Source organism: Clostridium fessum (assembly GCF_027698965.1).
GTDB classification, from domain to species: domain Bacteria; phylum Bacillota; class Clostridia; order Lachnospirales; family Lachnospiraceae; genus Otoolea; species Otoolea fessa.
On the sequence record NZ_JAQEQF010000006.1, the window covers coordinates 172,769 to 187,118 of the forward strand.

The window sequence follows — 14,350 nt, forward strand, 5'->3', positions numbered from 1 at the left end:
GATTATAGCACACTCACCCGCCAACTTCAAGGCTAAATAGGGATTGTTATAAATATTAAGAAAAAGGTTATGGAATGTGAAATTTGTTAAACAAAAATTTTATGGATGGACAGGGACTTTAAGTAAAATAAAAACAGCTTGCTCAACTGCAAGCTGCTTCATCAATAGCGAGAGGGGGATTCGAACCCTCGACACCGCGGGTATGAACCGCGTGCTCTAGCCAACTGAGCTATCTCGCCATATTAAATTTAGAAAAGTGGGACCTACAGGGCTCGAACCTGTGACCCTCTGCTTGTAAGGCAGATGCTCTCCCAGCTGAGCTAAGATCCCAGATAAAATAGCGAGAGGGGGATTCGAACCCTCGACACCGCGGGTATGAACCGCGTGCTCTAGCCAACTGAGCTATCTCGCCATATTAAATTTAGAAAAGTGGGACCTACAGGGCTCGAACCTGTGACCCTCTGCTTGTAAGGCAGATGCTCTCCCAGCTGAGCTAAGATCCCGCTGACACTCGCACAAATCACGACTGCTTTGCAAGTATAATATAAATTTTCAAGATTGTCAACACTTTTGAGAAAATAATTTATAGAAATTTTCTTATCATTTAAAAGGAAGTATGGTATACTTATCTCATGCAAAATTGTAATGGCGCTGTATCCTGTGACAGGTATTCTGGCAGGGTAAAAGATAAAATATAACGGCCCAGCAGGGGAGTTTCTGTATTTTCGGAAAGCAGGGGACGTTATGGCAAAATATGAGGATGGAGTAATGTATTATTTCATTATTAATCCCGCTTCACAGAGTGACCGCGGCTATAAGATATGGAAGAAAATAGAGCAGCGGCTTGTGCGGGACGGGGTTGAGTATCAGGCATATTTGACAGAATATGCGGGGCAGGCGACAGAGTATGCAAGGAAGCTGACGTCCCACTGCAAGGAGGCACGGGTGATTGTGGTCGTGGGCGGTGACGGGACGATGAATGAGGTCGTGGACGGAATCGTTTCCTGCGACATGGTGACGCTGGGCTATATTCCGGTGGGGACAGGCAGTGATCTGGCGCGCGGGCTCCGGCTTTCGAGAAGACCGATGCGTGGACTGCGCCGGATTTTTAAGGCGCGGCGGATCCGGCAGATCGATTATGGTGTGATTGCATATGGCGATGATGTGCTCCGACATCGGCGTTTTATCGTCAGCGCGGGGATCGGGCTGGATGCGGAGGTATGCCAGCATATGCAGCGTTCGGCGATCAAAAATATCTGCAACCGGATTCATCTGCGGCGATTGTCGTACCGGATACTGGGATTTATACAGTATTTGAAGGCGAAACCGATCCGGGGATATATTTTGCTCGATGGAACGCGCCGGGTGGAATTTAATTATATTTATTTTATCAGTGCACAGATTCAACCCTGCGAGGGTGGCGGATTCTGGTTTGCGCCGAAGGCGGACAGCAGCGACGGCAACCTGGAGGTCTGCATTGTCAGCCATGCCTCGAAGCGGCAGGTGCTTGGAACTCTGCTCCGGGCGTTGTTCCGGCGCTCCCACAACCGGGGGCTTCGGTGCTTCAGCTGCCGGGAGGTCCAGATCTACACGGAACGCCCGATGGCAGTTCACGTGGACGGCGAGAGCTGTCAGTACCAGAGCAATCTGGAAGTCCGCTGTATTGAGCGAAAATTAAAAATTGTTGGATAAGTGTATATTTTTCAAAAGTATAAAATAATTTATCAAATAAAGTAACTGCGGGCAGTCCGGACAGTTACAAAATGACCAAGAAAGGAACTGGAATACGATGAGAATAGGACAGGGATATGATGTGCATAAACTTGTTCCGGATCGGGAACTGATTTTAGGCGGCGTGACGATCCCGTATGAGAAGGGGCTGTTGGGACATTCGGATGCGGATGTGCTGGTGCATGCGGTGATGGATGCGCTCTTAGGGGCGGCGGCACTGGGCGACATCGGACAGCATTTTCCGGACACGGATCCGGAATATGAGGGTGCGTCGAGCATCGAGCTTCTGAAAAAGGTAGGGAAACTTCTGCAGGAACGCGGCTATGTGATTGAAAATATCGATGCCACGATCATTGCGCAGCGCCCGAAGCTGGCTGCATACCGCCCACAGATGGCAGAAAATATTGCAGATGCGCTGGGGCTTCCGGTCAGCCGCGTGAGTGTCAAGGCGACGACCGAGGAAGGGCTTGGTTTTACAGGCAGCGGCGAGGGCATTTCCTCACAGGCGATTACCCTGTTGACGGAAGTGGAGAATTACTGTTATGATAGTGAAATGATGACGCAGGCAGCGGCTTGCGGTGGATGCGGCGGCTGTGGCGGCTGTCAGGCAGCACCGGAAGCAGATTTAAAATAGAAGAGGAGTAATGAGGTTATGAAAATTTTCAACACATTGTCCCGCAGAAAAGAGGAGTTTGTGCCGATCGAACCGGGCAAGGTTAAGATGTATGTGTGCGGACCGACCGTTTACAATTTTATTCATATTGGAAATGCAAGACCGATGATCGTATTTGATACGGTCCGCCGGTATTTTGAGTACAAAGGATACGAAGTAAACTATGTATCTAACTTTACTGATGTGGATGACAAGATCATCAGGAAAGCCATTGAGGAGGGCGTGGATGCGGAGACGATCTCCAAGCGCTATATCGCAGAGTGCAAAAAAGATATGGAGATGATGAACGTCAAACCGGCGACGAAGAATCCGCAGGCGACTCAGGAGATCGGCGGTATGATCGAGATGATCAATACGCTGATCGAAAAAGGACATGCGTATGTGGCAGCTGACGGCACGGTTTATTTCCGCACCAAATCCTTTAAAGAGTACGGAAAACTGTCCCATAAAAATCTGGACGATCTGCAGTCCGGCTTCCGTGAGATCAAGGTAACCGGCGAGGAAGGCAAGGAAGATCCGACCGATTTCGTTCTCTGGAAACCGAAAAAAGAAGGAGAGCCGTTCTGGGAGTCTCCGTGGTGCCAGGGCCGTCCAGGCTGGCATATCGAGTGCTCCGAGATGTCCAAGAAATACCTTGGCGAGTCCATCGATATCCATGCAGGCGGAGAGGATCTGATCTTCCCGCACCATGAAAATGAGATCGCGCAGAGCGAGTGCGCGAACGGCAAGACTTTTGCCAACTACTGGATGCACAACGCATTCTTAAATATCGATAACCGCAAGATGTCCAAATCTCTTGGAAACTTCTTTACCGTGCGTGAGATCAGTGAGAAATACGATTTGCAGGTTCTGCGTTTCTTCATGCTGAGCGCCCAGTACCGCAGCCCGCTCAATTTCAGCGCGGATTTGATGGAAGCTTCGAAAAACAGCTTAGAGCGCATCCGCACTGCGGCAGAGCATCAGGCAGACTGCCTGAAAGCAGCGAAAGAGGGCGAGATGACGGCGGAGGAGAAGCAGAATCAGGCAGCAGTCGAGGAGTTGGTTCAGAAGTTCGAGACGGCGATGGACGATGATTTCAACACCGCAGATGCGATTTCAGCCATTTTTGAGATTGTACGCCTGAGCAACTCCACGATTTCGGAAGCATCGACGAAGGCATACGTTTCCTATGTCAAAGAGACGATGGACAAACTCTGCGATGTGCTCGGTATTATCACGGAGAAGAAGGAAGAGATTCTGGACAGCGAAGTAGAAGACTTGATCGCAAAACGCCAGCAGGCGAGAAAAGACAAGAATTTCGCACTGGCGGATGAGATCCGTGGACAGCTTCTCGATATGGGAATTATTCTGGAAGATACGAGAGAGGGCGTCAAATGGAAACGGGCTTAAATGCGTTTAAGGAAGCGCTGCATTTAAAACATGTTGAGGCGGGGGAGTATTCCCCGCTGGCGCTGGCGTATATCGGCGATGCGGTCTATGAGCTGGCGATCCGCACCCTTGTCATGAACCGCGGCAATATGCAGGTCAACAAGATGCACAAGAAGACGGCGAACCTGGTCAAGGCGGACGCACAGGCACATTTTTATCTGCTTCTGGAGGAAGAGCTGACGGATGCGGAGAAGGCGGCATACCGACGCGGACGCAATGCGAAATCTTTTACGATGCCGAAGCACGCGACGATGAAGGATTACCGGATGGCGACCGGATTTGAGGCGCTGATGGGCTATCTCTATCTGACCGAGCAGTTTGACAGGATGGCAGAACTTCTGGGAAAAGGGCTGGAACAGATGGGAGAATTAATATCGTTATAAATCATGATGAGGAAGATAGATGGAACAGGAAAATAAGCAGGAAAATAGATTTGAAGAGACGATGATCGAAGGCAGAAACGCCGTTTTAGAGGCATTCCGTTCGGGCAAGACGGTGGATAAGCTGTTTGTGCTGGATGGCTGCCAGGATGGACCGGTCAAGACGATCACGAGAGAGGCAAAAAAGCAGAATACGATCATCCACTATGTGGCGAAGGAGAGACTCGACCAGCTTTCTGAGACCGGCAAGCATCAGGGCGTGATTGCACAGGCAGCGGCATACCGCTATGCAGAGGTGGAAGATATGCTAAAGCTGGCAGAAGAGAAAGGCGAGCCGCCGTTTCTCTTTATTCTGGATGGCATTGAGGATCCGCATAATCTGGGTGCGATCATCCGTACTGCCAATCTGGCAGGCGCACATGGCGTGATCATCCCGAAACGCCGCGCAGTGGGACTGACATCGACGGTTGCTAAGACCTCGGCGGGAGCGCTGAATTATACGCCGGTGGCGAAGGTAACCAATATTTCAGCCACGATCGAGGAGCTGAAAGAGAGAGGACTCTGGTTTGTTTGCGCCGATATGGGCGGAGAGAGCATGTACCGCCTCGACTTAAAAGGACCGATCGGTCTGGTGATTGGCAATGAGGGCGAAGGTGTCAGCCGTCTGGTGCGGGAAAAATGTGATTTCATCGCATCGATCCCGATGAAGGGAGATATCGACTCCCTGAACGCATCGGTGGCAGCTGGTGTGCTGGCATATGAGATTGTGCGTCAGAGAATGATGTAGGGTAAGTGAAAGGTATCGGGCAACCGATTCCGCTACTCCCCTCCCCGTTGGAATCATATAAAAATATGAAAAGATAGGAAATGAGAATCGGATGTCTGCGAATGAAAACGGAGGCATCCGATGAAAAAAACGGGAAATTTAAAAAAATAAAAAAAATTCAAAAAAACCGTTGACAAAACGATTGTATCATGATAAACTAATCGAGGCTTAGAGATGAGCCGAAAACAAAAAGATGCTGCTGTAGCACAGTCGGTAGTGCGTCGCATTGGTAGTGCGGAGGTCACGGGTCCGATTCCCGTCAGCAGCTCTGCTAGAAAAGAACGGAAGCCTTTGATTTACAAGGGTTTCCGTTTTTTTTATTCTCTACTTGCAATTCATTCCAGTTGTGCTATAATGATAACAGTTTGGACGGGGACATAGCTCAGCTGGGAGAGCGTTGCGTTCGCAACGCAAAGGTCGCGGGTTCGAATCCCGTTGTCTCCATGATAGAGAAAGCTTAGAAAATGAGGATTTTTCCTTTGTTTTTTAGGCTTTCTTGTTTTTTTTGGAAAGTTTAAAACGAAACAAAGGAGCCGGCTTTAGGAATATGTTTTCAGGAAAAGTATTATACGAAATAACACACGGACTTTCAGAATGGATGAATTTGCCGCACATTTTTTTCTAAAAGAACTTTCAAAAAAATTCAAAAAAATAAAAAAAGCTCTTCCATTTTGAACTACCCTATGTTATAATAAATTCACTTGTGAGTCAGAAAGACAAGCAAGCGGGCATGGCGGAATTGGCAGACGCGCCAGATTTAGGTTCTGGTACGAGAGTGTGCAGGTTCAAGTCCTGTTGCCCGCACTAGAAATTACGCAGAAGTGGCGGAATTGGCAGACGCGCACGGTTCAGGTCCGTGTGATGGCAACATCATGAGGGTTCAAGTCCCTTCTTCTGCATGATTAGCTGCAGAACCTGAGTGCAGCGTGGAACTCCCAGAGATGATTTCTCCGGGAGTTTTTCTTTTTCTATAAAAGGAATCAAAAAGGGGCAGACGCGCAAGCGAAAGCCCCTTTTGTAATTCGGATTTGTAATATAAATCAAAAAATTAGAATTTCTGAAATTCTTCTACATTTATTACAAATACGGTTGCTCCGCCGACTTTCATGTTCATCGGAACGGTCATATTGACGGTCGGGCAGCAGTTTCCGGCCATGGTCGGCGGCGTGTATACAAGCTGCTCGCGGGCACCGGACATTTTTTTGATGATGGAGATGGCGTCCTCGACGCGTTCATCTTCGACACCGAGCATCAGGGTTGTACTTTTCTTTTTCAGAAAGCCGCCCATCGTGGAAAGCTTGGTGACAAAGAAGGAGTGCTGGTTTAATTCATATACTAAATCATCGGCGTCCTCACTGCCAATGATTGCGATAATCATTTTCATAAGCGGTACCTCCTGAAAAATTTTCTATTATTGTACCATTAATTTATGAAAATGGAAATAAAAAAATGAGAAATTTATGTTAAAATATAAATGATTATGATTGCTTGCAGGTGAGAATTTTTTGGACTGAAAATTCCATCTGCCGCAGGAATGGTGGCAGATTTGCGGGATGAGAGAAAGGCAGAAGTATGATTCGAAATATAGTATTTGATATGGGAATGGTTTTACTGGAGTATGATCCGGTCAAGGTGTGCTGGGAGTACACAGATAATCCGGAGGATGTGGAGTGGATGCGCCGCGAATTGTTTGATTCGAAGGAGTGGTCGCTTTTAGACGAGGGAACGCTGACGGATGCACAGGCGCTGGAGCGGGTGCAGAAACGCCTGCCAAATGAACATTTGCGCTGGCTGGCGAAGGAAAGTCTGGAACACTGGCATGAGTACAACATCTGGGCAAAGCCGGGGATGGGAGAGCTGGTGAAGGAACTGAAAGAAAAGGGCTGCGGCATCTACCTCTGCTCGAATTGTTCCGTGCGCCTGCGTGTGTTCGAGTATGAGATTCCGGGCATTGAATATTTTGATGGCACGCTTGTCTCAGCGGAGGAGAAGCTGGCGAAGCCGAATCCGGCGATCTATGAGAGATTGTTTGAAAAATTTCATCTCAAAGCGGAAGAATGCTTTTTCATCGATGACCGTCAGGATAACATCGATAGCGCGAAGGGCTGCGGCATGGATGGTTACTGTTTTGCGGACGGGAATGTGGAGAGGCTGCGGGCGTACATGGAGGAGATGGAAATATTATAGAAAAGCAGTGCAAGGTGGCCGATAAAAAGATTATTTTCCTAAAAAACACCGGGAGAGTCATAAGCTGATGAAAAGAAAGTGAAAAGGTTTTGGAATCAGGCACTTATGGTCTAAAAAAAATACAAAATCAGCAAGAAATTTGATTGATAATAATATCACAATATGAGATAATGAAGAAGAATGGGGAAAGATGCATTTTTAGTAAATTCCCCTGGAAGATGCATGTGAACAGGCAGTTTTTTGACCGGGAATCTCCGGTGAAAGGCTGCGTCTGTTTTATAACGGATAGTGAGGAGGTCATTATATGAGAGTATCGATTTGTATCGGAAGTGCCTGTCATCTGAAAGGATCCCGTGAGGTAATCCAGAAGCTGCAGAAGCTGGTTTCAGAGAATCATCTGGACAGTGAGGTAGATTTAAATGGAGATTTCTGCAGCGGCAACTGCCGTAAAGGTGTCTGTGTGACGATAGACGGAGAACTGTATTCCGTAAAACCGGAGACAACCGAAGAATTTTTCCAGAAGGAGATTCTGGGACGCCTGAACGCGTAATCGTTTACATATAACGGCAAAAAGAGAGGGAGAGTCTATGCCGATTATTGATTTTAAGGCGACGATGTGTAAGCATTGTTATAAATGTGTGCGGGGCTGCGAAGTGAAATCAATCATGATCCGGGATGGTCATGCATATATCATGCCAAATCGCTGTATTCTCTGTGGGCAGTGCCTTTTGAACTGCCCACAGTCGGCAAAACGTGTTCCGAGCGAACTTTCCAAGGTCAAAAAGCTGATTGAGAGCGGCGCACCGGTCATTGCATCGCTGTCGTCTTCCTATATGGGGGTTCTGCCGTATAAAAAGCGGGGGCAGGTCAAGTCAGCATTAAAAAAGCTGGGATTTACGAATGTTTGTGATGCGGCGGAGGGCGCCGCGCTGGCGACGGAAGAGTATGTCCGTTTATTAGAGCAGGGCGAGATGAAAAATATCATCACAACTGCCTGTCCGAGTATCGTGAACCTGATTGAGATTCATTATCCGGAACTCATCAAATATCTGGCACCGGTGCTGATTCCGTCGGGGATCCATACGCGCATGCTGTATGCGGAGTTTGGCGAGGCGGCGAAGGTAGTCGTGATCGGACCGTGTATCGCGGAAAAAGAGAAAAACAGGGTTGTGAAGCCGGATGCAGTCCTCACATTTGAGGATTTAAAACAGTGGCTGTCAGAGGAACAGATCGAGATCGAAGCATGTGAGGAAGAACCGTTCGAGGATCGTGAACCGGGCGCGAACCTGCGTTATCCGGTCAGCGGCGGACTGCTCACGGCGGTGACGGCGACCCAGAAGAAACCGGACAAATATCGCAAGTTCTACGTCAGCGGCGTGAAGGACTGCCTGGATGTCTGTGAGGCGATGAAAACCGGCGAGGTGGCTGGCTGTTTCATCGAGATGAATGCCTGTCATGGAGGCTGTGTCAATGGACCATCCACGGCGACCTCAGTGTCGAGTTTTAAAGTTAAGCTGGATCTGGAAGCGATGCTTCCGAAGGAACCGGCAGATCTATCCCTGATGCATGAGGCGGCGCGCCAGGTGGAGGTTCACCGGACGTTTGCGGATCGTTCCCAGAAGGAGCCGATTCCGACCGAGGAAGAGATCCGGGAGATCTTGAAAAAGACGGGCAAGACGACACCAGAGCAGGAATTAAACTGCGGTGCGTGCGGTTATCCGACCTGCCGGGAGAAGGCGATCGCCGTTTTCCAGAAAAAGGCGGAGGTCGATATGTGTATTCCGTACCTGCATGACCGGGCTCAGTCGCTGTCTCATCTGGTGATGGATACGTCCCCGAACCTGATCATGATCATCGACGATGATATGCGGATCCGGGAGTGCTCTGTGGCAGCAGAAATGTATTTCGGCGTCAAACCGGAGGCGATCAAGGGAAAACCGCTGGAGGACTTTATCAACGCCGAGGATGTCCGCGAGGTATTCCGGACGCACACAAGCGTCCACAGCCGGAAGGTGATCTATCCGGATCGGAATCTTGTGACGCTTCAAAACATTGCGTATATCGATGACGGCAATTTTGTCATTGCCACGATCATTGATGTGACGCGCGAGGAAAAACAGGCAAAACAGGAATATGCCAAGAAAAAGGCGACCATTGATCTGGCACAGAATGTCATTTACAAACAGATGATGGTTGCACAGAATATTGCCGGACTCCTGGGTGAGACGACGGCGGAGACGAAGACAACCCTGATGAAGCTTTGTTCCCTGATTGACGATGAGAGCGAAAGTGAGGTCCGATAAATGGGAGTAACCGTAGATGTCACGTTTAAAAGTCTGAATAAGTATTCAGAGATCCTGTGCGGCGATACGGTAGAGTGCCTGAAAACGGAAGATTCGGACGTTATCATTCTGGCGGATGGCATGGGAAGCGGCGTCAAGGCGAATATTCTTTCGACGCTTACGGCAAAGATTCTGGGTACGATGTTTTTAAATGGAGCCACGCTGGAGGAATGTGTGGAGACGATTGTGCAGACGCTTCCGATCTGTCAGACGAGACAGGTGGCGTATGCGACGTTCTCGATTCTCCAGATTTTCAACAACGGCGAGGTATATTTAGTTGAATATGATAACCCGCGATGCATTTTTTTGCGCTGTGGTCATGTGGTGGAGCTGCAGAAATACAAGCGTCTCGTCAAGGACAAGGAGATCAGCGAGTGCCGGTTCCAGGTTCAGAAGGGTGATGCGCTGGTACTTGTCAGCGACGGCGTGACGCACGCGGGAGTCGGAAAGAGCGGCAAATATAAATTTGGCTGGCCGTGGGAGTCGGTGGCAGAGTTTGTTTCGGAACAATGCCTGACCTCTCTTTCGTCGGCACGTATGGCGGCGGCACTCTGTGCGGAATGCAGCCAGATTTACGAGGGAAAACCGGGCGATGATACGACGGTTGTGGTAGCTCGGATCATTGACCGGAAACCGGTCAACCTGATGACGGGACCGCCGCTCGACCGCAACGACGATGAGACGATCACGGCGGATTTTATGAAAGATGAGTCGGCAAAGCACATTGTATCGGGCGGAACCAGCGCGACGATCCTGTCGCGGGAGCTGGGACGACCGCTGCGGGTATCAATGGATTACAGCGACCCGGATATTCCGCCGATCGCTTTTATGGAAGGCATCGATCTGGTGACGGAGGGAGTCCTGACGCTGCGGAAAGCGATCGAACTTCTGAAACGCTATCTGATCGAATGCGATTTAAGTTCTGAGTTTTTCAGCGAGTTGGACAAGAAAAATGGTGCGTCCATGATCGCGAAGATTTTGATAGAAGACTGCACGGAATTACATATGTTTGTGGGAACGGCGGCGAACAGCGCCTACCAGAATCCAGGGCTGGCGTTTGATCTGGGAATCCGCCAGAACCTGGTCAAACAGCTAAAAGAAGCAGTCGAAGGTATGGGAAAGAAAGTTACGGTAACGTATTATTAATAAGGAGGATAAAACATGGTAACGAATGACGCGACAATTCTGCGCATCAAACATGAGATACTTTATGAGGTAGCAAAGCTTGCCTGGAATGATCAGTTAGAGGACGGAAGAGACGATATTCCGTACAAAATCAGCCCTGGTCCGCAGGCACAGTACCGCTGCTGTGTATACAAGGAGAGAGAGATTGTCCGCCAGAGAATCCGTCTGGCAGAAGGTAAATGTCCGTCTGACCGCAATACAAACAACGTCGTACAGGTTATCAATGCAGCCTGTGAGGAGTGCCCGATTGCGTCCTACACAGTCACCGATAACTGCCGTAAATGTATGGGTAAAGCCTGCCAGAACTCCTGTCCGTTTGGAGCGATCAGCATGGGAAATACCAAGGCGCACATCGACCCGGATAAATGCCGCGAGTGCGGAAAGTGTTCCCAGGCATGCCCATACAATGCGATTGCCCATCTGGAGCGCCCGTGTAAGAAGGTCTGCCCAGTGGATGCGATTACCTACGATGAGTATGGTGTATGTGTGATCGATGAGAAAAAATGTATCCAGTGTGGCGCCTGCATCCATTCCTGCCCGTTCGGTGCGATCGGTTCCAAGACCTTCATGGTCGATGTGATCCGCCTGATCAACGCAGGCAAAAAGGTCGTAGCGATGCTGGCACCGGCGACCGAAGGCCAGTTTGGACCGGACATCACGTTTGCAAGCTGGAAAACAGCTTTAAAGAAGATTGGATTTGCAGATATGATCGAGGTTGGTCTGGGCGGCGATATGACCGCGGCAGCCGAGGCAGAAGAGTGGGCGGAAGCTTACAAAGAGGGCAAGAAGATGACGACCTCCTGCTGTCCGGCATTTGTCAACATGATCAAACAGCATTTCCCACAGCTGCTTGACAATATGTCCACGACGGTTTCCCCGATGTGTGCGGTCTCCCGTATGCTGAAGGCGCAGGATCCGGAGGTTGTCACTGTCTTTATCGGACCGTGTATCGCGAAGAAGAGCGAGACGCTGGATCTGAATATCCAGGGCAATGCGGACTATGCGATGACTTACGGAGAGATCCGTGCGATGATGCGGGCGAAAGATGTAAATCTGGAGCCGGAAGAGAACAGTATGCAGGAAGCCAGTGTATTTGGAAAACGCTTCGGCAACGGCGGCGGCGTAACAGCGGCGGTATTAGAATGTCTGAAGGAGTCTGGTGAGAATACCGATATCAAGGTAGCGCGCTGCAACGGTGCGGCTGAGTGTAAGAAAGCCCTTCTTCTTCTGAAAGTGGGACGTCTGCCGGAGGACTTCATCGAGGGTATGGCGTGCGTCGGCGGCTGTGTCGGCGGACCGAGCAAGCACAAAGCCGAGCTGGAGGCGAAGAAGTCGAGAGACAAACTCATCGCCGAGGCAGATGCAAGAGAAGTACATGAGAACCTGAAGGCGTATGATATGTCGTCGTTCTCGATGCATCGGCATTGATGTGGGATACCCTTGGGAGAATGTGGCTGAGATAAAATAAATAGGAATTTATATATGAGTTAGTGGGAAAGTGCCTGCTCTGGAAAATGAAATTTCGGATATGAATTTTATTTTCTGGGGCGGGCGTTTTTCGTTGTGAAAATTCCAAAAGAGTTCTTGCATTTAGAGAATAGATGTGTTAGACTTAATATATCTTATCGAAATGAACTGCGGTCGCAGGTGGTTTCGTTCTAATTTATCTTTTTATTCTGGTAATTTGTGAGGTGCGTTTCGCACAGAATTCGATGATTTAGGAAAATTTGGGAGAATCGGATAACTGTATCGTTATAAAAAATGTGCAATATATTATATGATATATGCAATGCAAAATGAAAGCTTTTTATAGACGGAAAGAACCGTTGTTTAACTCAGAGTGAGGATGTGAAAAAGGTTTGAGGGGGGAGGTTTGAGTTGTTAAAAATAAACATGGGGGCTCATAAAGGGTGTCGCTGCCGGAATGGGACCATTTTGGGAATATCACTGATATTGATATTTTCATCCGGTAGAATGGCGTGGGCAGCTGAAAATGCAGTGAAACAGGCAGAAACAGCTGTCGTAGTCGGCTACAGCGTCTCATTTATAGATGCTGAGAATGCAAATCATCTTATATTTCATACGCAGACGGGAAAAGTTTTGGAAGGAACTTCCCTGAACGTATCTTTCCCAGAGCAAATCATAGGGAGCGACGGGCATATCTGGAAATCAGCGGTACAGTCACCGCAAATATTTGAATTGTATGGAACAGGAACTGAAAAAATTTATATCAAATATGAAAGAGGCGGCAAGGCTCCAGAAATGGGAGCAGAGGAGGATGCCGCCATGCTGGCGCTTCGGAAACGCCTGGAACGATGGAAACAGAGTGCATGGGAGGCAGAGTGCGCCATATTTGGGCGCGAGGATGCGGCGGTATCGGGCAGCGGTTCCGGTCTGACCGTTCAAAATCAGTCGGAAAATGATGCCAGGATCCGGAATCTGGTATTTGCGATCGGGGATGCAGCGTGGCATGAATTTTATCTGATTGGTCAGGATTTTACACCATCGGCAAAAACAATCGGGGTGGAATACGACGCAGTTTATTCTGAGGTGGAAGAGGATTCCTTTTCGGTGGATGGAAAGGAATATATCATCACGCGCATCCGGGTGCGGAGAAACTGGGATGACCGTACTTGTACGCATCAGTGGAGCCAATGGGAGTGGGAGGAAAATGATTGCTTAAAGAATGGGCGGGCAGTGTATGTCTGCGGACGATGTCAGAAAGAAAAGATAGAGCACCTTCCGGCGCTGGGGCACCTGGATGAAAACGGGGATCAAATCTGTGACCGCTGTGGAAGTGTGGATTGGAGCGAAAGTGAAATGCCCGAAAAAGTGATCTGGAAGGAGGGCGATGTCCAGCTGCGCAAGGTGGGCGGAGAGATTTTGTCATTTACCTGTATCGACGACGATTACCATGACTGGCAGGATGGGCATCGGAAAGCAGCGTTGTTTCTCTGTGACCGCGTGATCCGGGCGGATGTGGACACGGAGCCGGGAAAAAAGATGAAGATTTTCTCGTTTGGCAAAGACAATAATTATAAGACTTCGCAGGTGCGCGCATGGCTGCAGAAAAACAGTCAGAATAGCAGCTTCTGCCTGGAACCGATCCATACGGGAATCCAGACCGCGTACATGGGAAGCACGGCGGCTGGTGCATTTTCGCAGACTTCCGGGCGGGAACTGGCGCGTCATGATATTGGTTTTCAGCTTATGAACGACCAGCTTTTCTGCCTGTCACTGGAAGAGGCACTTGCGTACCGGGAATATCTATGGCGGTTTGATTCCGGGGATGATAACTCACAAAGTCAGGTCAGTGCCTATTCACAGGGATATTATCTGCGGACGCCTTTTTATTTGCAGGATGAAAACGGGAAATTCATTTATAATCAGCAGATTTATGGCGTTGATCTGGTAAATGGCTGTCTGCGTCCGGTGAGGACGGACAGTGAGACATATGGAGTACGTCCGGCATTTGCACTGTCACAGATGTAAAAAAGAATACTTGTTGAGCTTGGGAAAGCGGGAGTGAAGCTGTTTGGCAGTTTGATTAGGAGAAAAGATTGGATAAGGGAAAATCAATCTAATGTTTGGGGAAAGA

Annotated in this window: 12 protein-coding genes and 8 tRNA genes; 15 read left to right on the forward strand and 5 right to left on the reverse strand. The window is 49.0% G+C overall.

Annotated features, from left to right (window positions below):
• Positions 1–165 precede the first annotated feature (165 nt).
• The 4 genes from PG862_RS09575 to PG862_RS09590 form a co-directional block, all read right to left on the reverse strand.
• Positions 166–239 (reverse strand) — tRNA-Met (locus PG862_RS09575).
• Positions 240–257: 18 nt separating this feature from the next.
• Positions 258–330: transfer RNA gene (locus PG862_RS09580), tRNA-Val, on the reverse strand.
• Positions 331–338: 8 nt separating this feature from the next.
• Positions 339–412: transfer RNA gene (locus PG862_RS09585), tRNA-Met, on the reverse strand.
• Positions 413–430: 18 nt separating this feature from the next.
• Positions 431–503, reverse strand: a tRNA-Val gene (locus tag PG862_RS09590).
• A gap of 241 nt (positions 504–744) precedes the next feature.
• Between PG862_RS09590 and PG862_RS09595 the strand changes: the two genes are divergently transcribed.
• The 9 genes from PG862_RS09595 to PG862_RS09635 all read left to right on the forward strand — a co-directional run bounded on the left by PG862_RS09595 (position 745) and on the right by PG862_RS09635 (position 5,937).
• Positions 745–1,692, forward strand: a complete 948-nt coding sequence (locus tag PG862_RS09595; protein WP_233430198.1) for a diacylglycerol/lipid kinase family protein — start codon at positions 745–747, stop codon at positions 1,690–1,692.
• Between the two features lie 97 nt (positions 1,693–1,789).
• Entirely contained in the window at positions 1,790–2,365 is a 576-nt protein-coding gene (gene ispF / locus PG862_RS09600) for a 2-C-methyl-D-erythritol 2,4-cyclodiphosphate synthase (protein WP_107000479.1), read from the forward strand.
• 18 nt (positions 2,366–2,383) lie between these two features.
• Positions 2,384–3,793, forward strand: coding sequence for a cysteine--tRNA ligase (gene cysS, locus PG862_RS09605; RefSeq protein ID WP_270707236.1), 1,410 nt, complete (start codon positions 2,384–2,386; stop codon positions 3,791–3,793).
• Positions 3,778–4,215, forward strand: a complete 438-nt coding sequence (locus tag PG862_RS09610; protein ID WP_107000477.1) for a Mini-ribonuclease 3 — start codon at positions 3,778–3,780, stop codon at positions 4,213–4,215. Before cysS ends, PG862_RS09610 begins: the two co-directional genes overlap by 16 nt.
• Before the next feature lie 19 nt (positions 4,216–4,234).
• A complete protein-coding gene (gene rlmB, locus PG862_RS09615) occupies positions 4,235–4,999 on the forward strand; it encodes a 23S rRNA (guanosine(2251)-2'-O)-methyltransferase RlmB (RefSeq protein WP_022358985.1) in 765 nt (254 codons plus the stop codon).
• A 234-nt stretch (positions 5,000–5,233) separates the two neighbouring features.
• Positions 5,234–5,306 (forward strand) — tRNA-Thr (locus PG862_RS09620).
• Positions 5,307–5,409: 103 nt separating this feature from the next.
• Positions 5,410–5,482: transfer RNA gene (locus PG862_RS09625), tRNA-Ala, on the forward strand.
• 280 nt (positions 5,483–5,762) lie between these two features.
• Positions 5,763–5,842, forward strand: a tRNA-Leu gene (locus tag PG862_RS09630).
• Between the two features lie 11 nt (positions 5,843–5,853).
• Positions 5,854–5,937 (forward strand) — tRNA-Leu (locus PG862_RS09635).
• Between the two features lie 149 nt (positions 5,938–6,086).
• Here the strand turns inward: PG862_RS09635 and PG862_RS09640 are convergent.
• Complete coding sequence (locus tag PG862_RS09640; RefSeq protein ID WP_022358984.1) at positions 6,087–6,422, reverse strand: cyclic-di-AMP receptor; 336 nt, start codon at positions 6,420–6,422, stop codon at positions 6,087–6,089.
• 188 nt (positions 6,423–6,610) lie between these two features.
• Between PG862_RS09640 and PG862_RS09645 the strand changes: the two genes are divergently transcribed.
• The 6 genes from PG862_RS09645 to PG862_RS09670 all read left to right on the forward strand — a co-directional run bounded on the left by PG862_RS09645 (position 6,611) and on the right by PG862_RS09670 (position 14,244).
• A complete protein-coding gene (locus PG862_RS09645; RefSeq protein ID WP_118468125.1) occupies positions 6,611–7,225 on the forward strand; it encodes an HAD family hydrolase in 615 nt (204 codons plus the stop codon).
• Between the two features lie 304 nt (positions 7,226–7,529).
• On the forward strand, positions 7,530–7,775 hold the full coding sequence (locus PG862_RS09650; RefSeq protein ID WP_107000475.1) for a (2Fe-2S) ferredoxin domain-containing protein: 246 nt from the start codon (positions 7,530–7,532) through the stop codon (positions 7,773–7,775).
• 37 nt (positions 7,776–7,812) lie between these two features.
• The gene (locus PG862_RS09655; protein WP_118523971.1) at positions 7,813–9,528 is read left to right on the forward strand and encodes a [Fe-Fe] hydrogenase large subunit C-terminal domain-containing protein; all 1,716 of its coding nucleotides are present in this window, start codon (positions 7,813–7,815) and stop codon (positions 9,526–9,528) included.
• Positions 9,529–10,713: a SpoIIE family protein phosphatase gene (locus PG862_RS09660; RefSeq protein ID WP_107000473.1), complete on the forward strand. Its 1,185-nt coding sequence runs from the start codon at positions 9,529–9,531 to the stop codon at positions 10,711–10,713.
• A 15-nt stretch (positions 10,714–10,728) separates the two neighbouring features.
• A complete protein-coding gene (locus tag PG862_RS09665; protein ID WP_107000472.1) occupies positions 10,729–12,180 on the forward strand; it encodes a 4Fe-4S dicluster domain-containing protein in 1,452 nt (483 codons plus the stop codon).
• 570 nt (positions 12,181–12,750) lie between these two features.
• On the forward strand, positions 12,751–14,244 hold the full coding sequence (locus PG862_RS09670; RefSeq protein WP_270707239.1) for a DUF6273 domain-containing protein: 1,494 nt from the start codon (positions 12,751–12,753) through the stop codon (positions 14,242–14,244).
• Positions 14,245–14,350 lie beyond the last annotated feature (106 nt).